This window comes from Actinopolymorpha pittospori, from assembly GCF_014873875.1.
Taxonomy (GTDB): Bacteria; Actinomycetota; Actinomycetes; order Propionibacteriales; family Actinopolymorphaceae; genus Actinopolymorpha; species Actinopolymorpha pittospori.
Genome location: NZ_JADBEM010000001.1, coordinates 2,946,010 through 2,972,131, shown reverse-complemented (window position 1 = coordinate 2,972,131; position 26,122 = coordinate 2,946,010). Strand labels below are relative to the sequence as shown.

Annotated in this window: 24 protein-coding genes; 8 read left to right on the top strand and 16 right to left on the bottom strand. The window is 70.0% G+C overall.

All coding sequences use genetic code 11. From position 1 onward, the window contains the following. Positions 1–245 precede the first annotated feature (245 nt). From HEB94_RS14130 to HEB94_RS14110, 5 genes are all read right to left on the bottom strand, one after another. Complete coding sequence (locus tag HEB94_RS14130) at positions 246–815, bottom strand: OsmC family protein (RefSeq protein WP_192750313.1); 570 nt, start codon at positions 813–815, stop codon at positions 246–248. 140 nt (positions 816–955) lie between these two features. Next, positions 956–1,867: a class I SAM-dependent methyltransferase gene (locus tag HEB94_RS14125; RefSeq protein WP_192750312.1), complete on the bottom strand. Its 912-nt coding sequence runs from the start codon at positions 1,865–1,867 to the stop codon at positions 956–958. Between the two features lie 241 nt (positions 1,868–2,108). After that, positions 2,109–2,801 carry a DivIVA domain-containing protein gene (locus tag HEB94_RS14120; RefSeq protein ID WP_238362220.1) on the bottom strand — a complete coding sequence of 231 codons (693 nt, stop codon included), beginning with the start codon at positions 2,799–2,801 and terminating at the stop codon, positions 2,109–2,111. 5 nt (positions 2,802–2,806) lie between these two features. Continuing rightward, complete coding sequence (locus HEB94_RS14115) at positions 2,807–3,976, bottom strand: globin domain-containing protein (RefSeq protein WP_192750310.1); 1,170 nt, start codon at positions 3,974–3,976, stop codon at positions 2,807–2,809. 16 nt (positions 3,977–3,992) lie between these two features. Then, positions 3,993–4,385, bottom strand: a complete 393-nt coding sequence (locus HEB94_RS14110; RefSeq protein WP_192750309.1) for a group I truncated hemoglobin — start codon at positions 4,383–4,385, stop codon at positions 3,993–3,995. Positions 4,386–4,718: 333 nt separating this feature from the next. On the opposite strand from HEB94_RS14110, the gene HEB94_RS14105 reads away from it, so the two are divergent. Then, positions 4,719–7,076: an ATP-binding protein gene (locus HEB94_RS14105; RefSeq protein ID WP_192750308.1), complete on the top strand. Its 2,358-nt coding sequence runs from the start codon at positions 4,719–4,721 to the stop codon at positions 7,074–7,076. Between the two features lie 32 nt (positions 7,077–7,108). On the opposite strand, the gene HEB94_RS14100 is transcribed toward HEB94_RS14105, so the two are convergent. Then, the gene (locus HEB94_RS14100; protein WP_192750307.1) at positions 7,109–7,618 is read right to left on the bottom strand and encodes a cupredoxin domain-containing protein; all 510 of its coding nucleotides are present in this window, start codon (positions 7,616–7,618) and stop codon (positions 7,109–7,111) included. Positions 7,619–7,898: 280 nt separating this feature from the next. Here HEB94_RS14100 and rnhA point away from each other — a divergent pair, with 280 nt between their 5' ends. Next, positions 7,899–8,393 carry a ribonuclease HI gene (gene rnhA / locus HEB94_RS14095; RefSeq protein ID WP_337917667.1) on the top strand — a complete coding sequence of 165 codons (495 nt, stop codon included), beginning with the start codon at positions 7,899–7,901 and terminating at the stop codon, positions 8,391–8,393. Here rnhA and HEB94_RS14090 read toward each other — a convergent pair. The 5 genes from HEB94_RS14090 to HEB94_RS50575 form a co-directional block, all read right to left on the bottom strand. Beyond that, positions 8,384–9,199 (bottom strand): alpha/beta fold hydrolase, encoded by an 816-nt coding sequence (locus tag HEB94_RS14090; RefSeq protein ID WP_192750305.1) that lies wholly within the window; start codon positions 9,197–9,199, stop codon positions 8,384–8,386. The genes rnhA and HEB94_RS14090 overlap by 10 nt on opposite strands. A 251-nt stretch (positions 9,200–9,450) precedes the next feature. Continuing rightward, entirely contained in the window at positions 9,451–9,819 is a 369-nt protein-coding gene (locus HEB94_RS53520; protein WP_192750304.1) for a transposase, read from the bottom strand. A 115-nt stretch (positions 9,820–9,934) separates the two neighbouring features. Next, positions 9,935–10,222 (bottom strand): hypothetical protein, encoded by a 288-nt coding sequence (locus tag HEB94_RS53515; protein ID WP_192750303.1) that lies wholly within the window; start codon positions 10,220–10,222, stop codon positions 9,935–9,937. Positions 10,223–10,929: 707 nt separating this feature from the next. After that, positions 10,930–11,133 carry a DUF397 domain-containing protein gene (locus tag HEB94_RS14075; RefSeq protein WP_192756438.1) on the bottom strand — a complete coding sequence of 68 codons (204 nt, stop codon included), beginning with the start codon at positions 11,131–11,133 and terminating at the stop codon, positions 10,930–10,932. A 2-nt stretch (positions 11,134–11,135) separates the two neighbouring features. Beyond that, entirely contained in the window at positions 11,136–11,984 is an 849-nt protein-coding gene (locus tag HEB94_RS50575; RefSeq protein WP_192750302.1) for a Scr1 family TA system antitoxin-like transcriptional regulator, read from the bottom strand. 365 nt (positions 11,985–12,349) lie between these two features. Between HEB94_RS50575 and HEB94_RS14065 the strand changes: the two genes are divergently transcribed. The 4 genes from HEB94_RS14065 to HEB94_RS14050 all read left to right on the top strand — a co-directional run bounded on the left by HEB94_RS14065 (position 12,350) and on the right by HEB94_RS14050 (position 15,300). Next, complete coding sequence (locus HEB94_RS14065; RefSeq protein ID WP_192750301.1) at positions 12,350–13,177, top strand: SAM-dependent methyltransferase; 828 nt, start codon at positions 12,350–12,352, stop codon at positions 13,175–13,177. Positions 13,178–13,300: 123 nt separating this feature from the next. Then, positions 13,301–13,549 (top strand): DUF397 domain-containing protein, encoded by a 249-nt coding sequence (locus HEB94_RS14060; RefSeq protein WP_192750300.1) that lies wholly within the window; start codon positions 13,301–13,303, stop codon positions 13,547–13,549. Between the two features lie 64 nt (positions 13,550–13,613). Beyond that, a complete protein-coding gene (locus HEB94_RS14055; protein WP_192750299.1) occupies positions 13,614–14,084 on the top strand; it encodes a cation:proton antiporter regulatory subunit in 471 nt (156 codons plus the stop codon). Between the two features lie 4 nt (positions 14,085–14,088). Continuing rightward, complete coding sequence (locus tag HEB94_RS14050; protein WP_192750298.1) at positions 14,089–15,300, top strand: cation:proton antiporter domain-containing protein; 1,212 nt, start codon at positions 14,089–14,091, stop codon at positions 15,298–15,300. Positions 15,301–15,361: 61 nt separating this feature from the next. Here the strand turns inward: HEB94_RS14050 and HEB94_RS14045 are convergent, their stop codons facing one another. The 4 genes from HEB94_RS14045 to HEB94_RS14030 all read right to left on the bottom strand — a co-directional run bounded on the left by HEB94_RS14045 (position 15,362) and on the right by HEB94_RS14030 (position 21,661). After that, on the bottom strand, positions 15,362–15,934 hold the full coding sequence (locus HEB94_RS14045; RefSeq protein ID WP_192750297.1) for a DsbA family protein: 573 nt from the start codon (positions 15,932–15,934) through the stop codon (positions 15,362–15,364). Positions 15,935–16,131: 197 nt separating this feature from the next. Then, positions 16,132–17,529 carry a dihydrolipoyl dehydrogenase gene (gene lpdA / locus HEB94_RS14040; RefSeq protein ID WP_192750296.1) on the bottom strand — a complete coding sequence of 466 codons (1,398 nt, stop codon included), beginning with the start codon at positions 17,527–17,529 and terminating at the stop codon, positions 16,132–16,134. A 354-nt stretch (positions 17,530–17,883) separates the two neighbouring features. Further along, positions 17,884–19,668 carry an ABC transporter ATP-binding protein gene (locus HEB94_RS14035; RefSeq protein ID WP_192750295.1) on the bottom strand — a complete coding sequence of 595 codons (1,785 nt, stop codon included), beginning with the start codon at positions 19,666–19,668 and terminating at the stop codon, positions 17,884–17,886. Further along, positions 19,661–21,661 (bottom strand): ATP-binding cassette domain-containing protein, encoded by a 2,001-nt coding sequence (locus HEB94_RS14030; RefSeq protein WP_192750294.1) that lies wholly within the window; start codon positions 21,659–21,661, stop codon positions 19,661–19,663. Before HEB94_RS14030 ends, HEB94_RS14035 begins: the two co-directional genes overlap by 8 nt. A 134-nt stretch (positions 21,662–21,795) precedes the next feature. Here HEB94_RS14030 and HEB94_RS14025 point away from each other — a divergent pair, with 134 nt between their 5' ends. After that, on the top strand, positions 21,796–22,863 hold the full coding sequence (locus HEB94_RS14025) for a tartrate dehydrogenase (protein WP_192750293.1): 1,068 nt from the start codon (positions 21,796–21,798) through the stop codon (positions 22,861–22,863). On the opposite strand, the gene HEB94_RS14020 is transcribed toward HEB94_RS14025, so the two are convergent. Continuing rightward, the gene (locus tag HEB94_RS14020; RefSeq protein ID WP_192750292.1) at positions 22,817–24,115 is read right to left on the bottom strand and encodes an ROK family protein; all 1,299 of its coding nucleotides are present in this window, start codon (positions 24,113–24,115) and stop codon (positions 22,817–22,819) included. The two genes, HEB94_RS14025 and HEB94_RS14020, sit on opposite strands and share 47 nt — an antisense overlap. Positions 24,116–24,447: 332 nt before the next feature. On the opposite strand from HEB94_RS14020, the gene HEB94_RS14015 reads away from it, so the two are divergent. Further along, positions 24,448–26,118 carry an ABC transporter substrate-binding protein gene (locus HEB94_RS14015; RefSeq protein ID WP_192750291.1) on the top strand — a complete coding sequence of 557 codons (1,671 nt, stop codon included), beginning with the start codon at positions 24,448–24,450 and terminating at the stop codon, positions 26,116–26,118. Positions 26,119–26,122 lie beyond the last annotated feature (4 nt).

The following is a 26,122-nucleotide window of genomic DNA, read 5'->3' as shown; positions in this document are numbered from 1 at the left end:
TGACGAGTCGTCTCGACGGCCGTCACTCGGACGGTCCGACTGGACGATCCGACGGAGAGAGCCCCACTGAGACGGTCCGACTGGGACGATCACACCCGCGCCGGACGCCGCGGTCAACGACAGCGGGCGGTTTCGGTCAGGTACGGCGACGGGTCCCGCTCACGCCGGCGGGACCGTCGCTCCGGGTCGACCCGGGCAAGGAGCGGTCAGTCCCGGCGTTACTCGCCGCGAGGCGGCGCGCCCGATCAGCCGAGGCTGACCTGCAGGCTCGTACCGTGAGAGATGGTGTCGGCCACCGGTGAGCGTCGCGTGGCGAGCCGCACCAGCTCTGCCAACTCCTCCCGCGGGGCGTCGCCCTCGACCATCAGCTTCATCCTGATGACCTGGTAGCCCGGCCGGACATCCTCCGAGATCCCCAGCATCCCGCGAAGGTCGATGTCGCCGTCGAGTTCGGCGTCGACCCTGGACAGGCTGACGCCTCTCGCCGATGCCAGGTAGACCAGCGTCGTGGTCACACAACCAGCGAGCCCGACCAGCAGGTAGTCCACCGGGCCGGCGCCACGGTCCTCGCCCAGCAGGACGGGAGGCTCGTCCATGTCGTACACGAAGTACGTCTTGTCCCGTCGATGTGTCGTCTTGGCGCCGTGGTACTCGTTCACGGTCGCCCGGTTGTGGGCGCCGTTCACCCAGGAGTTCTCGACCCGGAAGTTGAACCTCGAAACGTCCGGACCCTGCTCGATCGCGTCGATCGGCTGGAACAACGCGCCCGGCTTGATGCCGTTGACGACCTGCTGCGTCGGTGTTGACTTCGCCATGCCAAGCTCGCCCCCCCGTCGTGTGTGACGATCCTGTCTCTCACGCCAGCCGAGTCACTGCTGAGCAGACAGAGGCATGCGCCCGGACATGTCGGAGGCCTTCGACAGCTCCGACCGGAGGCAGGTACGAGCAGCTGTGCTCAGGCCTTGCGCGCGACCGCGACGATGTTGGCGCTCGGGTGGATGTCGGCGGCGATCCTGATCGCGGTCTCGTCGTAGCCGAAGGACGCGGCGGCACCGGAGGTGCTGGACGGACCAGGCTCGACGCCCGCACCGCCGGCGGCGCCCTCGACGCCCGTCCCAGCGGAGTGTTTCCCGGCCGCGGGTCGGCTCAGCCGCGCCTGCACCGCCTTCGTGGCGGCAAGGCCGGCCTGTCGCCATGCCTCGGGTGCCCCCGGGAAGGTGAACGGCAGCATCATCCACCTGACCCGCCGGCTGCGGCGTAGCTCGCGTCCGAGGATGGCGGGATCGGCGCCCATGCCACTGAGCTCGACCTCGCGGAAGTGGCGGCCGAGCAGTGTGTTGAGCGCGGCCGGGGAGTATTCGACCAGGTGATAGCGGTTCCACGGGCGCTGGCCGCGCAGCAGCCGGGTCGTGCGGTCTGGTGTGGCGACCACGAGCACACCGCCCGGGGCGAGCACCCGGACCGCCTCGGCGAGGTAGCGATCGGCGTCTGGCACGTGCTCGATGACCTGGAAGGACAGGACGACGTCGAACGACGCGTCGGCGAACGGCAGCGGCTCCTGCTCGACCGGCGCGATGTGCCGGAAGTCCAGCCGTGCGGCCTGGTAGTGGTCGCGGGCGAAGTCGATGGCGGACGCGGAGACGTCGACGCCGGTGATGGAGCCGCACTCCGGGCTGATGCGGTGCGCGCCGTAGCCGGTGCCGCAACCGAAGTCGAGCACCCGCCGGTCGGCGGTGTAGGGGATCGCGAAGTCGTACGTCGCGAGATGGAAGAGATAGATCAGATAGTCGCCCTCGCGGGCTTGGTATGCGTCCGCGGTCACACGCTCGCTGGTCGGGGGATACCGCCGGCTGTCCGTGGAGGTCATGCCGGGACCCTACAGCTCTCGTCACTCGATCGGTCGGAGGCAGCGCGGAGAGTGACGGACCTGTCGGAGCGGGCCACATCCCGCGCCGGCCGGCCGGGAGATCGCGAGCCTGGGCGCGTCGCGGCGCGTCGGTGGGTCGCGCGCCGCGACAGCGCGGGTCATCTCGTCCGGGTGCGGTGCCGTCCGGGTGCTGTGTCGTCCGGTTGCGCTCTCGTCCGGGTGGGTGGTGTGCCGCAGGACCTCAGCGGTACTCCGAGGACTGCGTGTGCGGCCCGGCCTCCAGCTGCCACGACACCTCCGTGTCGGGAGGGAGATCCGGTTCCTCGGGGAAGTGCGGGACCTGGCCCAGCCTGTCGACCTGCTCGGTCAGCGCGTCCAGCACCGACCGCAACTGCACCTGGGCGACGTGGGCGAACGTTCGGACGTACTCGATCTCCGGCACCGGCGTGCTGTAGCCACCCAACCTGTCCCCCGCCGTGCCTGCCGCACCACGTGCGCCCGGCTCGGACCTGGACGCGTGGCCCCCCACCTCACGCGCCGCCGTCTCGGCCGCCTCGTGCGCCCGCTGCAGGATCTCGCGCTGCTGCGTGCGGGCCGCCGTCATCAGGTCGCGGGCGTGCTGGACCGCCTCCTCGACCAGCCGGTCGGCGACCTGTTGGGCCTGGCTGAACAGCGCCACGGCACGGTCGTTGATCTCGGTTGGTCCGTTCTGCCGATCACGCTGCTCGGACCGCAGCCGCTCGGCGTCGGACCGCAGCCGTTCGGCCTCGGCACGCAGGCTCGCCCGCTCCGCGTCGGCCTCCTGGATCTGGTCGGCCATCGCGGACAGGAACTCCCGGACCTCGTCCTCGTCCCATCCTCGTCTGCGCTGCGAGAACGTCGCGGCGCGGATCGCTTGCGGGGTACGGCGCTGAGCGCCGCGCTCGCGGGGCATCTCGATCACTGGCCATCACCTGACCTGGCGTCGTGCTGTGGATGGTTGACGTCCCCGATCGCCCCGAACCGCTCGGAGCGGATGTCTTCACGGGGCATCCCCGCTGCTACCAACTCGGCCGTGGTGTGGGCGACCATCGGCGGCGAACCGCACACCATCGCCGACCACCCCCGCCACGACTGGCTTCTCGCCGCGACCGAACCGACCAGGCCACGGACTCCCGGGAAGGACGCGTCGTCGGAGACCACCTCGGTGTAGGTGAACCACGGCCGTCTGCCCAGCTGGGTCAGAAGCTCGCGTTCGTAGAGGCTCCACGGCAGCCGGACACCGTGGAACAGATGGACCTTGGGCGCGCTGCCGGTGGCCTGCCAGGTCCGATCGATCTGCTCGAGGACCGCGCGGAGCGGCGCGAGCCCGGTGGCGCCCGCCACCATGAGGATGTCCTGCCGCGCACCCTCGGGCAGCGTCAGCTCGGTGCCGATCGGCGCGCCGAGCCGTACGGCGTCGCCGGGCCGGGTCGCGCGTACGATCGCGCCGCTGACCTGGCCGCCGTCGACCAACTGCACGTGCAGTTCGATCGAGCCGTCCTCGCGCGGTGCGTTGGCCGGGCTGAAGTAGCGCCACAGCCGCGGCCGTTGTGGCACCTCCATGGCGAAGGACTGACCGGGCCGGTAGGCGTAGCGCTGCCGAGGCTGGATGCGGAGGACGGTGACGTCGAGGGTCCGGCGTTCGACCGCGGTCACGTCGGCCGTCCACCAGGCCGGGCTGGTCTCCGCGGCCTCCTCGGCCGACTGCACCATGACCTTGGCGATCAGGCCGTACGCCGCGGCCCAGTCGGCGGCGATCTGCGGCGTCCAGTCCGGCCCGAGGAAGTGCTGCAGGGTGGCGAGCAGCGACGCACCGACCGCACCGTAGTGCTCCGCGACCACGGAGAAGCGACGGTGCTCGCGGCCGAGTTGCTGGATGAACGGCGTCACCTCGTCGAGGCGGTCGACATTGCTGACGATCCGGCCCAGGGCACCGACCAGTTTGTCGCGTTGGGCCGCCATCGAGATGGGGAACATCTCGCGCAGCTCGGGATGGGACAGGAACAGATGGGAGTAGAAGTACAGCGGCACCTCGTCACCGGACTGGGCGACCAGCTGCCAGCTCTTCTGGAGCGCGGCGGTGTCCATTCGACGTCAGCCGCCCTCAACCCGTGGAGTCGGTGACGATGTCCTCCTGGGTGGCACCAAGTGCCACACCGACGCGCACGATGACGTCCTGCTCGACACCCGCCTCCTCCAGCGCGGCGACCAGGTGCTTCACGACCGCCTCGAAGTGGGTCGGGGTGATCCGCATGCCGGCGTGCGCCTCACGCAGCTCACGGCCGTCGTATTCGGCCGGACCGCCGAGCACCTGGGAGATCAGCAGGGCCTGGTGACGCTTGAGCCGCGGCATGTCGACCGACTCGAAGAACGGCGCGAGCTGCGGGTCGTCGAGGACGAGTTCGTAGAAACGCGTGACGACCGCGCTCACGGCAGCGTTACCACCGACCCGCTCGTAATCGCTTGTGCCATTGGTGTCTGGGGCATGCTCGGTCATGGATGCCTCGTTTCGTCCCGCGTCGCAAGATCAGAAGCATTGGTACCAGCGGCGACACACAACGCGCAACCTCACCTTGGCGCTTCCTTGAGACCTTTCGACGTCACGCAGAATTCATGATGTCCAAAGTCAGCCAGACGGGGCGACAAACCCGACGTCACGACATGTCGACACACGTAGGGCGTTGACAACCGTTCGTTGCGTCACAGGAATTTCGGGCTCCGACCGGAACCACCGTGCGGCCTCGTGCGTCGCGAGCGTCGGCCCATGCCCCGGCTACGATGACAGTTGTCGTCGGCCGCCACCCTCGGCGCGCCCGACGCCTTCGTAGTCATGTCAAGGGTCGTGCCGAACGCCGCGAGTCCACGAGCGGGAAACCTGCCCGTGGAGGCCACGAGTTTTGTCGGCCGGCGCCGGGAGGTCGCCGACGTCAAGCGACTGGTCGCCGGCACCCGGATGGTCACTCTCACCGGGTTCGGCGGAGTCGGCAAGTCGCGGCTCGCGCTCCGCGCTTCCGCCGGCGTTCACCGCGCGTTCCGCGACGGGGTCTGGCTGGTCGACCTGGCGACGCTTCCCGATCCGCGGCGACTCACCGAGACCATCCTCGACACGTTCGGGGTCGCGGACCACGCGTCGACCGATCCGGAGAGCAGACTCGCGGACCATCTCCGCGACCGCCAACTTCTGTTGGTCCTGGACAACTGCGAGCACCTCGCGCCCGAGGTCGGAGCCCTCGCCGAGCGGCTGCTCAGGGAGGCGCCCGGCCTCCACGTCCTGGCCACCAGCCGGCAGCGGCTGAACGTCGCCACGGAGCACACGCTGTCGGTCTCCCCCCTTCCCGTACCGGGCGCCGCCGCCGGTACGGTCGGATCCCAGCCGCACCTGCTGGCGCGCTTCGAGTCGGTCGTGCTGTTCGCCGAACGTGCGACCGCCGTCCAACACGACTTCACCCTGAACGACGAGAACCGGGACGCGGTCGTCGAGATCTGCCGCCGCCTGGACGGTCTACCGCTCGGTATCGAGCTCGCCGCCGCCCGACTGCGCACGCTGACCCCGGCCCAGATCCTGGCCCGGCTCGACGACTGGGACCGCCTCCTCACGACCGGTCCCGACACCGCGGCGCCCCGGCACCGCACGCTCGCGGCGTTGCTGGACTGGAGCTTCGACCTGTGCTCCCCGGCGGAACGGGTGCTCTGGGCCCGCAGCGCGGTCTTCGCGGGCAGCTTCGACCTGGCGGCGGCGGAGGCGGTCTGCTCCGGGGACGGCATCGCGGCCGAGGACGTCATGGACCTCGTCACCGGCCTGCTCGACAAGTCAGTGCTCCACCGCGAGGAACACCACGGCATCGCGAGGTACCGCCAGCTCGGCCTGATCCGACAGTACGGCCTGCGCCGGCTGGCGGAGCGGGACGAGGCGTCGCGGCTGCGAGGCCGGCACGCCGACTACTACGTGGACCTGGTCTCCCGTACAGCCCGGGTGGCGTTCGGCTCCCACCAGGTCGAGTGGCTGCACGGACTCGAACTCGACCAGGCCGACCTGCGCGCCGCGCTCGACTTCGCCAGCACCGAGCGGCTCGACGGTGCGGCCGGGCTGCGGCTCGCGACCGGCCTGCTCTACCACTGGATCAACACCGCCTCGGTCAACGAGGGACGGCAGTGGCTCGGCCGGATGCTCGCGATGGAGCCGGCCGCCACGCTCAGCCGTGCGCAGGCGCTGTGGGTGGCCGCGTGGCTGGCCACCATCCAGGCCGACTTCGAACCGGCCGCCTCCCTGCTCGCCGAGACACGGTCGCTCGGCGAGCGGCTCGACGCGCCGTCCCTACTCGGGTACGTCGCCCTGTTGTCGGGCCTGATCGAGACCTCGACCGGCGACGCGACCACCGGGCTCGCCCACTACGAGGAGGCCCTGGACCGGCTGCGCGAGCTGAACGACCAGCACGGCGTCGCGGCGGCGCTGATCCGGCTGTCCCTCACCCACTCGGCGCTGCACGACGACGGCCCGGCCGTGGCAGCGGCGGAGGAGGCGCTCGCGGTGTGCGAAAGGAGCGGGGACGTCTGGCACCGGTCCTACGCGCTGCTGGCGCTCGGCATCCAACGCTGGCGACAGGGTGACACCGACCAGGCGACCGAGTGGGAGCTGGAGAGCCTGCGCATCAACCAGGGGCTCGGTGACAGGCTCGGCATCGCACTGAACCTCGAGGTGCTCGCGCTCGCCGCCGCGACCGAACACGACCACGTGCGTGCCGCGCACCTGCTCGGCGCGCAACTCTCGCTCGGCCGTTCGCTCGGCCTGGCGCCCGGGGACTACACCCATCTCACCGCCTACAAGGACGACCTCGTCGACCAGGTACGTGGCGCGATGGGCGAGCACGCGTACCAGGCCGCACTCGGCGACGGCTCGGCCCTCAACCTCGAGCAGACCCTCGCCCTCGCGCTGCGGGACGAGCGGAGCCGCTCCCCGGCGGTCAGGGACGCGGACTCCTCGCCGTTGACCCGCCGGGAACGGGAGATCGCCGAACTCGTGGCCGAGGGTCGCAGCAACAAGGAGATCGCCCGGCGGCTGGTGATCGCCCAGCGCACCGCCGAGAGCCATGTCGAGAACATCCTGGTGAAGCTGGGCTTCACCTCCCGCGCCCAGATCGCCGCGTGGGCCTCCGAACAGGGCAGACCGGTCAGCGCCGCCCGACCCTGACACCGGCGAACGGCCAGCGCGTCACCGGCACGTCACCGGCTGGTCGCCCTCGGCGTCGGCGCCTTCTTGGCGATCGGCCCGGAGACGGTCAGGCCGCCGGCCATGCCCTGCCGCTCGTGCCCGGTCGAGAAGAACGACATGTTTCCGCTCCTGGGAAACCTGATGGCCAGCCGCGCGATTCCGCCGGGTTGAAGCTGCACGTCCAACTGTTCGTCCGACGTGGTGAAGGTGTGCGGAGTCTGACTTTCGTTCTCCACGATCAAAGTCATCCGCTGCCCTGGCCGACCGCGCAGGACCGTGGGAGTGAAATAGAAGTCCTCCAGCTCCACCCGGGCGGTCCGGGCGCCGGAGACGTTCTTGGTTCCGTGGTAGTTCGCCGTCAACCCGGCGACCTTCGTCTTCGCGCCGATCCGGACGGCCGCCGGCGTCGACGAGGCCTCCGGCGACTTCGCCGTACGCTTCGGTTGTGGCTCGCTGGAACTGCATCCCGCGGCCGCGACAAGTGCGATGGCCAACCCGCCGACCAAGATCCGTGCCCGCATGGGTACACCCCCGAAATGCTGGCGGCCCGGTCCGACGAAAACGCGCGGGCGCAGGCCGGCGAACAGTCTCGAATGTAGGTGACGGCGTCGCCACGCACCCGGGAACCGGCTGAATCCTGGTGGTGGGTTTCGCTCGAATTCGCGGGCGCTCCGAATTTCGGCAGAATTCTCCTGGACCGATTTCGCCGCCATGCCCGGCTCGCCTTTTCCGAGCCAGACTCTCCTGGTACGCCGGTATGGCCGGCCCGGCTGCGACTCGCCGGCGACTACTCTCGCTGCTGTGGCCGCCTCCGAACCCTCACACGTCGAGCTGTACACCGACGGATCCTGCCGGCCGAACCCCGGACCCGGCGGGTGGGCCTACATCCTCAGGCACCCCGCCAGTGGGAAGACTCAGGAGCGATCCGGTGCCGAGCCGGTCGCGACGAACCAGCGGATGGAACTCCGCGCCGTGATCGAGGGACTCGCCGCGCTCCGGCGCCCGTCGGTCGTCGAGCTGACCTCAGACTCGCAGTACGTCCTGCGCGGACTGCGGGAGTGGATGCGGGGCTGGAAGGCCCGCGGTTGGCGCAAGGCCGACGGCAAGCCGGTCGAGAACCTCGACCTGTGGCAGCGGCTGGACGAACTGACCGCGCCGCACGACGTCAGGTACCACTGGATCAAGGGCCACAGCGGTCACCCGGAGAACGAACGCTGCGACGCCCTCGCCAACGCCGCCCGTGAGTCACTGGTCGGTGTACCCGGATCCGGCGCGGGCGGGTCCGGTCAGGCGTGAGAGTGGCGCTCCAGGAACCCCGTGAGCGCCGCGAGATAGGGTCCGCGACGGTCGCGGCGTACCGAGTGACCGGCGCCGTCGATCCGGGCGACCTCGAAGTCCCCCGCCGCCGCCATCGCGCACGCCGCCGCCGTCTGCGGCGGGATCAGCGAACCGCGGTCGGTGTCGCCGTGGATCAGTAGGACCGGACAGGCCACCTTCGCGAGGACCTCCGGCAGGTAGGCGGGGTACTCCGAAGGCAGGTCGAACACGTGGGTGTCGAACTGTTCCTTCGACCGGGCCCACGGCTCGAACTCGTCCTCGGACCAGTCCGGGTTGTCGGTCCGGCATCGGGCGATCCGCTCGGCGAGGTCGCGGTCGCGTGCCGCGCGCAGCCACTCCGGCATCGTCCGGCTGCGGGCCTCACCGGAGGGCTGCCGCGGCTGTCCGGGCGGCGGGTCCTCGAGGACGAGAGCGCGCACCAGGTCGGGTCGGGACTGCGCGAGAGCCGCCGCGGCCCCGGCGCCCATCGAGTGCCCCACCACGATCACGCCGTCCGGTCCGACACCGGGCTCGGCGTCCAGGACGAGGGCGGCGTCACGGGCGTGCGCCATCCGACCGAACGGTTCCTCGGGCAGGCCGGACTCACCGTGCCCGCGTGCGTCGGTCGCGAGGACGCCCCACCGGTCGGCCAGCGCGGAGGCCACGGCTTCCCAGCAGTCCGCCGCGTCGGTGAAACCGTGGAGGAGGAGGACGTCCGGACGCTCGCTGGTGCGTGCCCACGCGACGTGCCCGGTCCTGCCGCGTTCGCTCAGTGCAGTGCTCACCTTGGTGACGGTAGTCGGCGATCCTCGCGCCGCCCACCCCGGCGGCCACGACCGGTCGAGGTGCGAGCGGGCCGGCGCGGAGCGCGACCGAACGGGCAGCGCCACCGAACCGGCTGAAGGCGCCGGTCCGGGCGCGGCCACGATGGCCACGCCGTCCCTTCCGCATCCGGCCCGCTGTCAATGCAGCCTTGTCACTATCACCGGGAGTGGCGAGCTGCGCGGTACCGCCACCTGGACGGTCGGCGCGACGTTCACAGGGACATGCGGGCGACGGGCCGCATCGCCTTGCGAACCCAGCGCGCCATCGACCGGCGGAGCGCATCGCACTCCATCCGCAGCTCGGCGTTCTCGGCGCGCAGCCGAGCGAGCTCGGCCCGCTCGTCGCTCCCGAGAACGTCGGTCGCGCTGTGGCCGGCACCTGACAACCGCCCGACCGATCCACACGCACCCATGCCCGGGCCGGGCATGCCGCCCGGCACCTTCTTCACCCACTGTCCGAGCGTGGTCTCGCTGATTCCCAGCTCGCGAGCGACCTGGGCGATCGGGCGCCCGGTCTCCTGCACGATCCGGACCGCTCCCGCGCGGAACTCCGCGTCGAACCTTCTCCGTGTCGCCGGCACGACTTCTCCTTCTAGCCCATGCCCGTTCGAAACCTGATCCACCGGCCGCGGCGACGTCCGCCAGAACTCCCCGGCGTCCGTTCGGTGTCGCCTCGACCGCCCCCGTTTCGAGCGTTCAGTCGTGACGCCCCACGCCACGACGGAAGCGACGCTTGGTGCCGAGCCAGCTCTCCGCCCAGCGCAGCTCCGGACACGGCCAGTCCAGGGCGCAGGCGGCGCAGCAGGAGAGTTGCCGGACGCCGCGGGAGAAGGGGTGCCAGCGGCCCCGGATGGTGACGGGCGGACCGTCTGGCTGGTGGGTACGGCCCATGAGGACGGCGTGGGCGTTGAGCTGGTCCCGTGACCATGACACCGGGCCGATGCCCGGCACGTGGACGGGGAAACTCTCCCTGGCGAGGGGCACGGGCGCGCCTGGGGACGGGGCAGTCCCCAAGCTGGTCTCGATACCTACTGGGCCGCTCATCGCATCTCCGTTTCCGAGGTCTGGGGATCCGGGTGGTCGAGACACTGCGTCAGGCGCCCGGCATGCGCTTTCCCAGCAGGGAGAGCACGCGGGCCGGCGGTCCTCCGGCCAGGCGTCCGGTCGAGCGAGAACCAGATTCCGGGGCACCGTCCGGGTCACTGCCCGGAGCGACAACGGCGAGAGCGACCTGCCCCTGCTGTCGTTGCAACATGTGCCTCCGCCTTTCAACCCTCGGAATCTGTGATTCACACAAACCGAAGCGTATGGCACGAATCGGGCTCTTGACAATCACACCCTGGGAATCAGTTGACGCGTCCTTGATCTTGTGCATCACCGATCGCGCCACGCGAGCCCTGTGACCAGGCGTGACGCGGTCGACGGTGTGGTCCGGACGCATGGGAGGTCCTGCCGGCGCTCGGGTGGGACGAGGTCTCGCGACGGGAGCCGCGACGGGAGAGGAGTCGCTGCCGGCTCACCGGGAAGGTGCCGGCGCCGGGTCGGCGAAGCGGGCGCAACGGCGACGACGGTCTCTGGCCCGGTCGCAACCAGTGGCGATAAGGTGACCCCCTGCCCCCGAGACAGGGGAGTAAAAGATCCCCCCGGATCTGCGCTCCGGGGGGATCTGCTCTGCGAAGGTGTGGTCGCCCTCAGATGTCGTAGCGACCGGCCTTGACGTCCTCGAGGAACGCCGCGAAGACGCTTCGGTCGACGACGTGCGCGCCCCGATCCGGGTGCACGCTGTCCCGCACGGCGGCGACGCCGGGCAGGTTCGCGGCGATCTCGACGCAACCACCGTTGTTCTGGCCGCTCCGCGTCGCCTTCCGCCACTGCGCCTGAGACAGGTCGATCATGCTCACTCCAGCGATTCTGCGAGTTGTTTCAGATAAGCCGTGGTCGCGGGTGACTCCAGCGCCGCGGCTCGGGCCTGGTCGAAGATCTCCTTGTAGCCTTCGACCTCCTTGGGCTTGCTCACCTCCTGCAGTGCGAAGTCGGTCTCGACGTAGGCCACGCTGGGCTCGCCGTCGGGAAAGTCGAAGATGTTGATGGGGCCGCACATGCCCGGGTGCGGGCCGTCGGCGAAGCGCAGGAGCCGCAACTCGATGTTGGATCGGCGGCTCATCTCCACCAGGTGGCCGATCTGGGCCCGGCGCTCGATCTGCGAGCCCCACCGGTACATCAACGACGCCTCGGTGATGACCGAGACCAGGTCAGGCGCGGTGCCGTCGCCGCGGTCGAGGATCTCCTGGCGACGCAGCCGAGCACCGACGGCTCGGTTGCGCCACGCCGACGACCGGGTACCGAACCTCATCTGCGCCTCCATGTAGGCAGGCGTCTGCAGGGGTGCTGGGAGGATCAGCGGCATGTAGGTGCTGATGCGGACGGCGTCGTCCTCGAAGCCGGGGAACTCGTTGTCGAACACGTCGCTGTAGTCGCGCCACCAGGCCCTGGTCCGCGCCAGCGCGGCGAGCTCCTCCAAGTCCTTCGCGACCTCCTCGTCCGCACCGTAGATGCGGAGCAGGTCGCGGATGTCACTCATCTCCGGGCGCACCCAGACGTTCGCTTCGAACCGTCCGACCTTGCCGCGGCCCCAGTTGAGCCGGTCGCAGACCTGGTTGGCGGTGTAGCCGCTCTCGACGCGGAGTTCGGAGAGGCGACGGGAGAGGCGACGCTTGGCGACGGTCGCGCCGTACGCGCTGCTCACTGAGCCCTCCTTTGCGAACGCTGAACTCGTGTCCCTCTTGACAGGACATTCTGGACATCATAATGCCCGCTGAAATTGTGATTCACAAGTGCGTTCCTCCCGGATCGCGATTCGCGGGCTCGATGCAAGATCGTGCTAGCCTGCCTCCGAATTTGATCTCTAACGAAAAGCCGCCCGTCAGTTCCAACACTGGTTCGACCACTGGTTCCAACTGGTTCGAGCACTGGTTCCGCCTCTGGTCCGGCCATCTGTTCGACTCAGGGAGGGTGTCACGTCCCGGTCCGTTCCCGGTCCGGAGTGTGCACGGCGGCCTTCGGGGGTCGGGGGGACGACCTGCAGTCCGAGCACGTCGCCGTGGAGGCACGATGAGTGAGCCTGAGGCTGTCCCACCGGGCGTTGACCCCACCCGTCCGAGCGCGGGTCGACTCTACGACTACTACCTCGGCGGCACCGAGCATCTCGAGATCGACCGGATCGCGGCCGAGCGGATCCGCGCGCGCATGCCCGAGCTCGAGGACGGCGCCTGGGCCAACCGCGGGTTCCTGCAGCGATCCGCGCGGTGGATGGCCGCCGAGGCCGGCATCCGGCAGTTCATCGACATCGGCGCGGGCCTGCCGACCAGGAACAACACCCACGAGGCGGTGCAGTCGGTCGCCCTGGACGCGCACACCGTCTACGTCGACAACGACCCCATGGTGCTGGCCCACGCGCGGTCCCTGCTGGAAGGCGCCGACAACACCGGCTTCATCGCGGGCGACTTCCGCGCCCCCGACGACGTGCTCGGGGCCCCGGAGGTCCAGGCGCTGATCGACTTCGACAAGCCGGTCGGCCTGATGCTGATCGCCGTCGTCCACTTCGTCTCCGACGACAGCGACCCGTGGGCCCTCGTCCGGCGTTATCTGGACGCCCTCGCACCAGGCAGCCATCTCTCCCTGTCCCACATCACCGCTGACCGGAATCGGCCCGAGGTCGTCGAGACCTTCCACGAGGTCTACGCCGCCGCCAACGAACAGGTCCACTTCCGTTCCAAGCCGGACGTCGAACGTTTCTTCGACGGTCTCGAACTCGTTCCTCCGTACGAGGGCGCCAAGGAAGGCGTGACCTACACCGGCCTGTGGGGCGCCGACGACCCCGAGACGGCCGACAGCGACGGCTCCCGCTGGGTCTACTGCGGAGTGGCCCGCAAACCGTGAGTGGGCGCCCACTCCGACCGGCCCGGGCCTCGGCCCGGACCCCCGGGCAGACACAGCGCGCCCGGCCCCCGTCGTCACGCAGGATGAGAGGATCGACCCTGCGCAGACACGAGGAGGGTCGCCATGAGCACAAGACGTAAGCCCACGGTCGAGGAACTCGACATCGACGTCGACACCATCGAGTGGCGCGGTTCGAGCGGGGAGCCCGGCGCCATCGAGGTGGCCTTCACCGGCGAGTGGGTGCTGATGCGCCTCGCCAGCGACGGCACGAATCGGGTGTTGGTCTACGACCGGCACGAATGGGAGTGCTTCCTCGACGGCGCCAAGAAGGGCGAGTTCGACGACGCCGCCACTCCCGGACTCACGTCGTAGCCGCCGGTCAGCAACGACCCGCGGCCAGGAACACGGACGGAGACGCCCCGTGCCCAGTCCCCACATGAGCACCACTCCCCTGCCGGGTATCGGCGTGAAGTACGACCTCACGACCCGCGAGCACCGGCATCTGTCCGTGGTCGCCCACCGTGACGGTAGTCGCAGCGTCAACGCCTACCGCGCGGACGACCCCGATGCCTGCGCCCTGTCGCTGCACCTGACCGGGGCCGAGGCGACCACGCTGGCCGAGGCACTCATGCCGGAACACCGGAGCCCGAGTCTGCTGCACACCACCGACCTCGGCCTGGTCGCCGAGCGGATCCCGCTGTCGGCGACGTCGTACTGGAACGGCCGGCTGCTCGGCGAGACGCGGCTGCGCGCGGAGACCGGCGCCTCGATCGTCGCGGTGCTGCGCCGTACCGACGCGATCCCCTCGCCGCGGCCCGACTTCCGGTTCGCCGGCGGCGACACCCTGATCGTCATCGGCACCCGTGAGGGCCTGGACGCCGCCGTCGCCATCCTCGAGCGGGAGTGAGCAGGTGCACCCGGCCGTCCTCCTGATCGAGCTCGGCGCCATCATCCTCGGCCTCGGCCTCCTCGGCCGGATCGCGGGCCGATACGGGTTCTCGCCGATCCCCCTCTACCTGCTCGCCGGCCTGGCCTTCGGCCACGGTGGCCTGCTCCCGCTGGACGCGAGCGAGGAGTTCGTCTCCATCGGCGCGGAGATCGGCGTCATCCTGCTGCTATTGATGCTGGGACTCGAATACACCGCCTCCGACCTCGTCACCAACCTCAAGACGCAGTTCCCGGCCGGTGCGGTCGACTTCGTCCTGAACGCCGTGCCCGGCGCGGTCGCCGCTCTGCTGCTCGGCTGGGGACCGGTCGCGGCGGTCGTCCTGGCCGGGGTGACCTGGATCTCCTCCTCCGGCGTCATCGCGAAGGTGCTCTCCGACCTCGGCCGCGTCGGCAACCGCGAGACGCCCGTCGTCCTGAGCGTGCTCGTCCTGGAAGACCTCTCCATGGCGGTCTACCTGCCGATCCTCACCGCGCTGCTGGCGGGGGCAGGCCTGCTGACCGGAAGCATCACCTTGGTGATCGCGCTCGGCGCCGCCGCGACCGTCCTCGTCCTCGCGCTCCGCTACGGTCGGCTAATCTCGCAGTTCGTCTCCAGCGACGACCCGGAGAAGCTGCTGCTGGTGGTGTTCGGGCTGACCCTGCTGGTCGCCGGGATCGCCCAGCAACTCCAGGTCTCCGCCGCGGTCGGCGCCTTCCTGGTCGGGATCGCGTTGTCGGGTGAGGTCGCCGACGGCGCACACACCCTGCTCAGTCCGTTGCGCGACCTCTTCGCCGGCGTCTTCTTCGTCTTCTTCGGACTCAGCACCGACCCGGCGAGCATTCCGCCGGTTCTGATCCCCGCGCTCCTGCTCGCGGTCGTCACGGTGATCACCAAGATCGCGACCGGGTACTGGGCCGCTCGCCGGGCCGGGATCGGTGAACGCGGGCGCTGGCGGGCCGGCGGCACGCTCGTCGCGCGCGGCGAGTTCTCCATCGTCATCGCCGGAATCGCGGTGACCGCGGGGATCCAGCCGGACCTCGGGCCGCTCGCCACGGCGTACGTCCTGATCCTGGTGATCGTCGGGCCGCTCACGGCGAGGTACGTCGAACCCATCGCGCGCCGGCTCCGGCGGTCCCGACCTCCCGCGGCCGCGACCGAGGCACCGGTCGAGGCGTCGACCTCCAGCGAGGGGTGAGTGGGACCGGCGAGGGATGAGGGCCCGGCGACCGCCGTTCGCCGGGCCGACGGCGACCGCGTCACCGCGCGAGAACCGCCCGCGCGATCGAACCCGCGTTCGCCTGCACCGGCATGCCCTCGACCAGGATCGCCGGTGTACCGGCCACGCCTCGCTCCGCGGCGCGGCCGCTGACGTAGTGGGCCCACTCGACGTAGGTCCGCGCGACCACGTGCCGCGCGAACGCCGGCTCGCTCAGGCCGATACTGACCCCCAGGGTGATCAGCTCGTCGTCGGACAGCCCCGGGCCACCCTCGCGGGGCTGATGCTTGAACAGCGCCATGGCGTACTCCGGGAACCGCTCGTCCTCAGACGCCGCACCGGCCGCCGACGCGGCCCGGGATGAGTACTGGGTGGTGGACGCCCCGTCCATGAAGTCCAGCGGGTGGTAGGCCAGCGAGATCAGGCTGTCGTTGAGCATCGATTCCAGGGCCACGCCGCAGGTCTGCAGGAACTGCTTGGAGAACGGGCACATGAAGTCGATGTAGGCGTCCACGAACACCGGACCGTTCCCGACCCGGACGCCGTCACCGGCAAGCGTCGCGTGCGCCGGAATCTGGCTCGGCCGCGGAAGGCCACCACGTCCGCCGCCCATACCGCGCGCCTCTCGCTCGATGCCGCGCGAGCCCGGACCCTGCCGGTAGCTCGCCACCCGTCCGTCGCACATACCCAGCCGGGCACGGCGACACGCTGGGGTGCGGCGCCCGCGGAGACGCGAACGCCCGGGTACGGCGACACGTCGTACCCGGGCGTTTCCCGCACGGCACTGGGTCAGCGCCGCGGTGAGCTCCGCTACATGTTGATCATGTGGCCGGCGAGACCGTGGATGGCCTCCTTCACCGCTTCGCTGAGCGTCGGGTGGGCGTGCACGTTGCGAGCGACCTCGTGCACGGTCAGGTCCCAGCGCTGCGCGAGGGTGAGTTCGGGGAGGAGTTCGCTCACGTCCGGGCCGATCAGGTGGGCGCCCAGGAGTTCGCCGTAGGCCCCGTCGCTGAGGATCTTCACGAACCCGCTGGTGTCGCCGAGGCCGTGAGCCTTGCCGTTGGCGGTGAACGGGAACTTCGCCACCCGGACGTCGTGGCCGCGCTCGCGCGCCTGCTCCTCGGTCAGGCCGAAACTCGCGATCTGCGGCTGGCAGTAGGTCGCCCGCGGGATCATGACGAAGTCGAGCTCCATCGTCTCCGCGTCGGCGATCGTCTCGGCGGCGATGATCCCCATGGACTCCGCCGCGTGGGCGAGCATGAGCTGCGACGTCACGTCACCGATGGCGTACAGGTGAGGAACCGTCGTCCGGCCGCGGCTGTCGACCGCGATGGCGCCACGCTCGGTCAGCCGGACGCCGGTCGACTCCAGGCCGTAGCCTTCGACCCGGGGGGCGAAGCCGATCGCCTGCAGCACCTTGTCGGCTTCGAGCACCTGCTGCTGCCCGTCGCGGGAGACCGTCACGCGGACCTGGGGGCCGCTCTCGTCGATGGACTCGACGCGCGTCGAGGTGAGCAGGTCGATGCCGAGCCGCCGGAACCGCCGGGCGAGCTCCGCGGAGACTTCCTGGTCCTCCAGCGGGACGATCCGGTCCAGGAACTCGACGATCGTGACCTTCACGCCGTAGCTGTTGAGAATGTAGGCGAACTCGACGCCGATCGCGCCGGCGCCGGCGATGATGATGCTCTTCGGAAGCTGGTCGCTGAGGATCTGCTCCTCATAGGTCACGACCCGCTCGCTGGTGGTCGTGCCGGGGAGCAGCTTGGTGGTCGCGCCCGTGGCGATGATGCAGTGCTCGAACGTCACCGTCTCGGACCCGCCGTCGGTGTCCACGCGCAGGGTATGCGGGTCGGTGAAGGTGCCGCGACCGTTGTACTCCGTGATCGCGTTCTTCTTCATCAGGTAGTGGACGCCCTTGACGCGTCCTTCCGCGACCTTGCGGCTGCGGGTGTATGCCGCACCGTAGTCGACGCGCACCTCACCGTCGGTCGAGATGCCGAAGGCGTCGGCCTCCTTGGTGAAGAGGTGGACGAGTTCGGCGTTGCGCAGCAGCGCCTTGGACGGAATACACCCGATATTGAGGCAGACGCCGCCCCAGAAGCGCTCTTCCACAACGGCCGTCTTGAGACCCAACTGCGCTGCCCGGACCGCGGCGGTGTAGCCGCCCGGTCCCGAACCCAGTACCACCACGTCAAAGTGTGTCGACATGCTATGAACGGTAGTCGCCCGCTCGACACGCCTGACAGCCAGCCACCGCCTCGGACGGGTGACCGCGAGCGGCGGCGAAGATCGACCGAAGTCGGGCAGACCGACCGGTGTGGGGGAGATCACGAGCCGCCGGCCTCGGTAGCGGCCCGGGCGCCCGGCGTAGGTGCGTGGCCCCGGGTACCGAGCTTGACCCGAGATGCCCGATCTGTGCGCCCAGCACGATCATGGAGACGAACGGGCCTCCATCCACCCAGGCCCTCGTGATCGCGCGCATGATCACGAGGTCCTGGCCGGATGGTCGGGGTGCGTGCCGGAGGCGGGGCTTGGTGGGGGCGGGGCTTGGTGGGTCGGGAGTCAGCGGTAGGCGCGGGCCTGCATCTCGAAGAGTTCGGCGTAACGCCCGTCCAGGTCGAGCAGCTCCTCGTGTGAACCGACCTCGGTCACCTGGCCGTCGACCATCACCACGATCAGGTCGGCCATCCGCACCGTGGAGAAACGGTGGGACACCAGGATCGTCACGCCGCCGGTCTCCCGCGCGGCGACCCGGGACGCCTCGGCGAACCGCTCGAACAGCACGTGCTCGGCTTCGGGGTCGAGGGCGGCGGTGGGTTCGTCGAGCAACAGCAGCAGAGTGCGTTCGCGCATGAACGCCCGCGCCAACGCCAGTCGCTGCCACTGCCCTCCGGACAGCTCCATCCCACCGGTGAACTTCTTGCCCAGCTGGGTGTCGAGACCCTTGGGGAGCCGGGCCACCACGGCCTCGGCGTCTCCCCGCACCAGCGCGGCCTGGATCGCCTGCTCGTCGTCCTGCCGCTCGGTGTCGCCGATGCCGACGACCTCCCGCGCCGTCAACTGAAACTTGACGAAGTCCTGGAAGCCGGCCGACATCCGTTTCCGCCACGCCGCGGGGTCGATGGTGCGCAGGTCGGTGTCATCGATCCACACCGTGCCCGCGCTGGGGTCGTAGAGCCTGGCGAGCACCTTCACCAGGGTGGTCTTGCCGGCGCCGTTCTCCCCCACCAGGGCGACGGTCGCGCCCGCCGGCAAGGTGAGGTTGACGTTCTTGAGGACGGGGCGTTCGGAGCCTGGGTAGCTGAACTCGACGTTCTCCAGCCGGATGCCCGCGCTGAGTCGGGTCGGTGCGGGCTCCCGGCTCTGCGCCCAGGAGTTCTTCTCCGCATAGGTACGCAGCCATTCGTAGCGTCCGAAGCTGCGCAGCACCTCACCCAGCCAGTAGACGTTGCCGGCGAGACCACCCGCCATCTGGTCGACCTGGGGCGCGACGAGGATGAGGAGTACGACGTCACCGGCGCTGATCCCGCCCGCTCGTGCCCGTGCGATGGCCCACACGATCGCGGCGGCGTAGACGAGGCCGAACAGCAGCCGGACCGAGCCGTCGAGCAGGGCGCCCTTGCGCATCGCCGTGCCCTGGACGTCGTACAGCTCGTCGTGCAAGCGGCTGAGCCGGTCGACGAGCACCGAACGCAGACCGAAGACCCGCACCTCCAGGCCGTTGCGGGCGTCCTTGGAGATCTCGATGAGCCGGTCGATCACCCGGCCCTGCGGCGCGGTCTCCTCGAAGGCGTCCTGCAGTCGACGGATGCTGAGGTAGGACGACCAGACCCGGCCGAGCCCGAGGACGGGCAGCAGCAACAGCACCGGGTGTACCGAGCCGAGCAGGCCGAGGACGGCGACGGTGTTGGCCGCCGTTCCGATGATGAAGAGGAGCATCTCGAAGCTCATCCCGAGCCGCCACGCGTGCTCCCGGATCAGCTCCAGCTTGTCGGCGACCTCGGGGTGTTCGTGGTGGATGATGCTCGGCACCGAGACCGTCACGTCGAGCAGGTCGCGGTAGACCTGGCCGGCCACGCGTTCGGCGGTGGTGTCCTGGATCGGGCCGCTGATCACCATGCCGACGAACATCACGGTGAACCCGAGGATGATCACGGCCGTCCCCCAGCCGATGGCCGAGCTGTCGTCGCCGGTGATGCCGTCGACGAGGAGCTTCACGCCGAGGGTCTGCGCCGGCGCGGTCACCGCCTGGAGGACGGCGAGCAGGCACTGGGCGACGACGAGGGCGGGCGCGGCCCGGAAGGCCGTCGTGATCCACAGCCGCAGTGCGCGGACGGACTCAGGCATCGACGGACCCGCTTCCGAGAGCACCTTCGCTGACGAGGTAGCGCTCGGCCTGCAGGGCGAACATCGCGGCGTAGCGGCCGTCCAGCGTGAGGAGTTCCTGGTGCGTGCCGGACTCCACGATCCGCCCGCCGTCGAGGACGCAGATCCGGTGCGCGTCGCGGACGACGGAGAACCGGTGGGAGATGATCAGTGAGGTGAGGCCGGCGGTCAGGTCGAGGTAGCGCTCGACGAGCTCGGACTCCGCGCGGACGTCGAGCGCGGCGGCGGGTTCGTCGAGCACCAGAACTCCCGCGCCCGCGTCCACGGCGAACAGCGCCCGCGCGAGGGCGACCCGCTGCCATTCGCCGCCGGACAGGTCGACACCGCGGTCGTAGGTCTTGTCGAGCACGGTCTTCCACCCCCGGGGAAGTGCCTCGATGACGTCGGCGATGCCCGCCTGCGCGGCGACCTTCGCCACCGCGCCCTCCGACGTTCCGTCCTGACCGGCGTGTTCGACGGCACCGAGGACCACGTTGTCCGTCGCGCACAACGGGAATCGCAGGAAGTCCTGCACGATGGCGGCGACGCGCCGCTGCCAGGCGGCCAGGTCGAGGTCGCGCAGATCGACGCCGTCGACGGTGATCCGGCCGCTGGTGGGCTGGTAGACCCCGGCGAGCAGCTTGACCAGGGTCGACTTGCCGGCGCCGTTGACGCCGACGAGGGCGAGCGCCTCACCCGCCCGGATCTCCAGGTCGAGCCCGGACAGCACCTCGATCGGCGGCGCCTCGGCCCGCACACTCTCCGCGGTGAGCGGGCCGCCGGGACCCGAAGAGTTGCCGACGGGCCCGGTCGTCGCGGGATAGCTGAAGCTGACGTTCTCGAACCGGATCGCCTCGCGGGGCATCCGCTCGACCGGACGCGTGCCGCGAGCCGCGTTCACTGTGACCGGCTCCGTGGCGACCGGCTCCGTGGCGACCGGCTCCGTGGTAACCGGCTCCGTGGTGAGCTCGGCGACCGGCTCGGTGCCGAGATCAGGGTGCCGCTCCTGAATGAGTCGGGGCAGGTCGCGCAGGGACTCGTAGGCCGTCTGGGCCCGCTTGACCTGGACGGCGGCGTAGCCGTTGAACGACATTCCGACGGACATGATCGCGGGCACCGCGGTGGCGACATGGGTGAGTGGAAGGTCACCGGCGAGGGCGGCCCGGGCGACCAGGAGGATCGCCACCGCGTTGCTCCCGAGGTGAACGACGCTGACGGCGGCCGCGGTCCAGGTGCCGCGCTTGCGCGCACGCCAGACCGGGCGCATCGCGCTGAGCCACTCCCCGGTGTAGCGCTCCAGCAGCCAGGGTCCGAGGCCGAAGACGCGCAGCTCCTTCGGGGCGTCCTTCATGCCGAGGTCGAAGAGGTACCCCGCCTTGCGCTGCCCCTCGGTCAGTCCCCACCAGGAGTCGATCTCGCCTTCGACGACGCGTTTGCGGTGCCACTCCATGAAGAGGGTCGCGGCGGCGAGGACGACCGCGACCGGCCAGGAGAACGTCTGGCCGACCAGGATCGCCGCGCCGAGGAGGGTGAGCCGGCTGGTGACGAGACTCGGCAGGGTACGCAGGCCGATCCCGACCTGGTAGCCCTCCTTGCCCTTGGCGCGTTCCTGCTGATCCTGGATGGCCGGGTCCTCGAGGTGGGTGATCCGGCGTGGCGAGAGCAGCGGGTCGATGAGCCGCACGCCGATGTCGCGAGCGACCCGGTTGGCCATGTTCCACTGCACCACCTGGGAGATCGCGGGCAGCGTGCTCTCCAACACGAACAGCGTGAGGAGCGCCGCGAGAAGCCAGCCGAAGGCGGCCAGCGACATGGCCTCCGCGTCACCGGCGACCACACCAGGAACCGCGCCGACGACCTGTCCGACGAGGTAGGTGAGGAGGACACCGATAGCGGAGGAAAGGATTGCGAGGCCGAACGTCAGCACCGTGCCAGGGCGCGCGACCTGATAGGCGTACCGCACTAGCGCGAACACAGTCGACGACCGTAACCGCGACCACCGACAGGCACAACGGGATTACAGGTGGCACCGATAGGTTCGCGGAGGGCAGGAGCGCTGTTCGGTTCTCCCGCCCACTGTCCGTCCGCCTCGACCCAGCAAGGACATTCATGACCCGCCAACACGACATCGCCGTCATCGCCGGCGACGGCATCGGCCTGGAGGTTGTGCCCGCCGCGATCCGCTGCCTGGACGTGGTAGCCGACCGTCACGGTTTCGACCTCGCCTGGCGCGAGTACCCGTGGGGATCCAGCTACTTCCGCCAGCACGGTGCGATGATGCCGGCGGACGCGCTCGACCAGCTCGGCCGCAACGCCGCGATCTTCCTCGGCGCGGTCGGCGACCCCGAGATCCCCGACACCGAAACGCTGTGGGGGCTGCTGATCCCGATCCGGCGGCGCTTCCACCAGTACATCAACCTGCGCCCGGTCCGGGCCCTGCCCGGTGTGAGCAGCCCGGTCCGTGGCGGCGGCGAGATGGACCTCGTGATCGTCCGGGAGAACGTCGAAGGTGAGTACTCCGAGGTCGGCGGCCGGATGTACCGCGGCCAGCCGGCCGAAGCGGCTATCCAGGAGGCGATCTTCACCCGGGCCGGCATCACCCGGGCGGCGGAGTTCGCGGCCCGGCTCGCGAGCGGGCGGCGTGGCCTGGTCACCTCGGTCACGAAGTCCAACGGCATCGTACACACCATGCCGTTCTGGGACGAGGTGGTGGCCGAGACCCTCGCCGGACACGACGGCGTTCGGCTGGAGAAGATCCTCGTCGACGCGATGGCGGCCAAGCTGGTGCTCGCGCCGACCGCGTTCGACGTCATCGTGGCGTCGAACCTGTTCGGCGACATCCTCTCCGACCTCGCCGGCGCGATCGCCGGGTCGATCGGTGTGGCACCGAGCGCGAACCTCAACCCGGAGCGCACGCACCCGTCGATGTTCGAACCGGTGCACGGGTCCGCGCCCGACATCGCCGGGCAGGGGATCGCCAACCCGGTCGGCCAGATGTGGGCCGGCGCGATGATGCTCGAGCACCTCGGTGAGACCGCCGCCGCGGCCGAGCTCGTCACCGCCTTCGAGACGGTGCTCGACTACGGCGTCCGCACCCGCGACCTCGGCGGAACGGCGGGCACGTCGGACTTCACCGAGGCGGTGGAGCGTCACCTCCCTTCGCTCCCCCGGCCCTGACCTCGTCGTAGGCACGGGTGCCGTCGAAACGGTCCAACAGCCGCGGCTCCACGTAGTCGAGGCCATGGCGTACGGCGCCCAGCACGACCGCGCGGGTGCCGAGCGTCGACGCCTCCACCCGGGGCGGTGTCGCCGCCTTCCCTTCCAGCAGGCGGGACACGATCCGCCGCAACGGGTCGACCAGGACCTCGTCGGCGGCCGTCCCACCGCCGATGACGAACAACTCCGGGCTGAGCAGCAAGGACATCGACACGAGGGCGTAGCCCGCGCTGGCCACGAAGCGTTCCAGGCCGGCGCGGGCGTTCTCGTCTCCGGCGAGCGCACCGTCGATCAACGGCCGCGTCTCGACGCCCCAGGACAGGCTCTCCCGGTCCTCCGGGCGGCGCAGACTCGCGAGGCTTGGTCGGCGGCCGCCCGTGCCGAGGAGTTCGGCCACGACGTCGGCGCTGGTGCGGGCGAGGTCGCCGCGGGTGGTCCGCGACTCCTCCCACAGGTCGAGGAACCCGAGCTCGCCCGCGCCCCCGTCGTGCCCACGCAGGAGCCGGCCGTCGGCGAGGAGACCGGCGCCGGTACGGGTGCCGAGGAGGAAGAAGACCACGTCCCGGCAGCCGCGGGCGATGCCCCGCCACGACTCCCCGATCGCCGCGAGGTTGGCGTCGTTCTCGACCAACACGGGGCAGTCGAACGCCGCTCGAAGGACGGCAGCCAGGTCCAGGCCGGACCACTCCGGGATCGCCGTGCAGAAGCTGATCCGGCCCGTGGTGGCGTCCACCGTTCCCGGTGAGCCCGCGACGACCGCCGCCAGCTCCGCCGGCCGGACCTCGGCCTGGGCCAGTGCCGCCCGCGCCGCCGCCCGGACCACCTGGAGCCGACGCCGCCGGGAGACGTCCAGGCCCACCGGCCGGCTGCGTTCGGCGACGAGCGCCCCGCTCAGGTTCGCGACGACGACCTGGACCGTCTCCTCCGCGATGTCGATGCCGAGCAGGTGTCCCGCGTCGGCGCGGAAACGGTAGCGGCGTGCTGGGCGACCGCGCCGGGGCCGCGACGTCGCCTCGGCGACGCTGTTCGCCTCCGCCGCCACGCCCAGCCGCACCAGGTCGGCCACCGCCGCGTCCACGGTCGGCCGGGACAGGTCGGTGCGCGCCACGAGCTCGCTGACGCTGAGCTCCCCGACCGACCGGAGGCTGTCGAGGACCGCACCCGCGTTGATGCGGCGCAGCAGCGCCGGTGTCGCCGTGTCGTGTCGCTTCATCCGTCCCTCCCCGTGGCAACGGGACTCTTCGCGGATCCGGTCCGCCGCCAGGATCGCGCCGTTGTCGGGACAGCCTGGCCCGCGCTTCCGGAACCGGTCGCCGTATTTCACAAGGGCTTTACCTAAAGAAGTCTTGCTATCGGGGCGCTGGGGGTGGAATCTCTTCTCCACACAGCATCGGCTCAGTCTGCACTCCGCTGCGGCCAGCGGCTTGGCCCAGCAGCGCGCTCCAGCTCCATCGGCTTGGCAGCTCCACCAGCATCGACTCAGCTCCGACCCGAGGCACCACGTAGGGCCCGCGACGGATTCGAGGGACAGACGGTGAGGAAACGATGAAGCGTTCGTCACGTGCACGGATTTTCGCGGGGGTGTGCGGAATCGCCCTGGCCGCCACCGCGTGCGGCGGCCAGGCCGCCAACAACAGCGCGGGGGGCGGGACCGCCGTCTCGATCGTCAACGCCTCCGGCGCCCTGTGGACCTGCAACTTCAACCCCTACTCGCCGACCCCGGGTCAGACGGCGGGCGTGGTGTGGGAGCCCCTCACCTACATCAACACGCTCACCGGCGAGGAGAAGCCCTGGCTCGCCACGTCGTACAAGTGGAGCGCCGACGCCAAGGAGCTCACCTTCACCACCCGCAGTGGCGTGAAGTGGTCCGACGGCAAGCCCTTCACCGCCAAGGACGTCGCCTACACCTTCAACGCCGGCAAGGCCAACGAAGCCCTCGACTCCTACGCGCTGTGGAGCGAGGGCGTCCTGCAGAGCGTTCAGGCGGAGAACGACACCACGGTGAAGTTCACCTTCAAGCGGGTCTCGACGTCGTCGTTCTACTACATCGCCGGCCAGACCTGGATCCTGCCGGAGCACGTGTGGTCCGGCATCAAGGACCCGGTCAAGGAGCTGATGCGCAAGCCGGTCGGCACCGGGCCCTTCACCGTGGGGGCCTGCACACCGCAGGCCATCACCTACGACAAGAACAAGAGCTACTGGCAGAAGGGGAAGCCGGTCGTCGACAAGGTGCTCTACCCCGCCTTCGTCGACAACCAGCCCGCCAACCGCTACCTCGCCCAGGGCAAGGGTGACTGGGGTGGCCAGTTCATCCCCAACATCGACAACTACTGGGTGGCCAAGGACAAGACCAACCGCAAGTACTGGTACCCGCCGAACGGCAATGTCTACATCGGCATCAACAGCTCCAAGCCCTACCTGTCCGACAAGCAGGTCCGGCAGGCCCTCTCCTACGGCGTCGACCGGGAGAAGGTCTCCAAGGACGCGATGTACGGCTACCAGCCGCCGGCCAACCAGGCCGCCATCGCCACGCCGACCTACAAGGACTGGCTGGACGAGTCCGCGGTGGCCAAGTACGACTACAGCTTCGATCCCGCCAAGGTCGCGGAGAAGCTCCAGGCGGCCGGGTTCACCAAGGGCCCGGACGGGATGTTCCAGACACCGGACGGCAAGCCGTTCAAGCTCAGCCTCATCAACAACGGTGGCTTCACCGACTGGGTCGCCGCCGTCCAGGTGCTCGTGGCGGGCTTCAAGCAGGCCGGCGTCGAGGTCGAGGCGCTCAACCTCAACGGCAACGAGTACAACCGCCGGCTCAGCCAGGGCCAGTTCGAGCTCGCCTACATGTCCGCCAACACCGGGCCGACGCCCTACTACGAGCTGCGGGACGTCCTCTACGGCGCCTACGCCAAGCCGATCGGCCAGGACACCAGCCGCAACTACGAGCGCTGGAAGGACCCGGCGACCGACGAGCTGATCAGGCAGTACGACACGCTGATCGACGAGAAGGACCAGATCGGGGTCGTCAAGCAGCTCGAGCAGATCATGCTCGAACAGGTGCCCGTCATCCCGGTCACGCAGAACGTCTCCTGGTCGCAGACGGACACGACGAGGTTCACCAACTGGCCGACGGAGCAGAACCCCTACGCCAACCCGGCTCCCTACGCCCAGCCGGACTGGGGCATCGTCCTGCTCAACCTCAAGCCCGTCGAGAAGTAGGCAG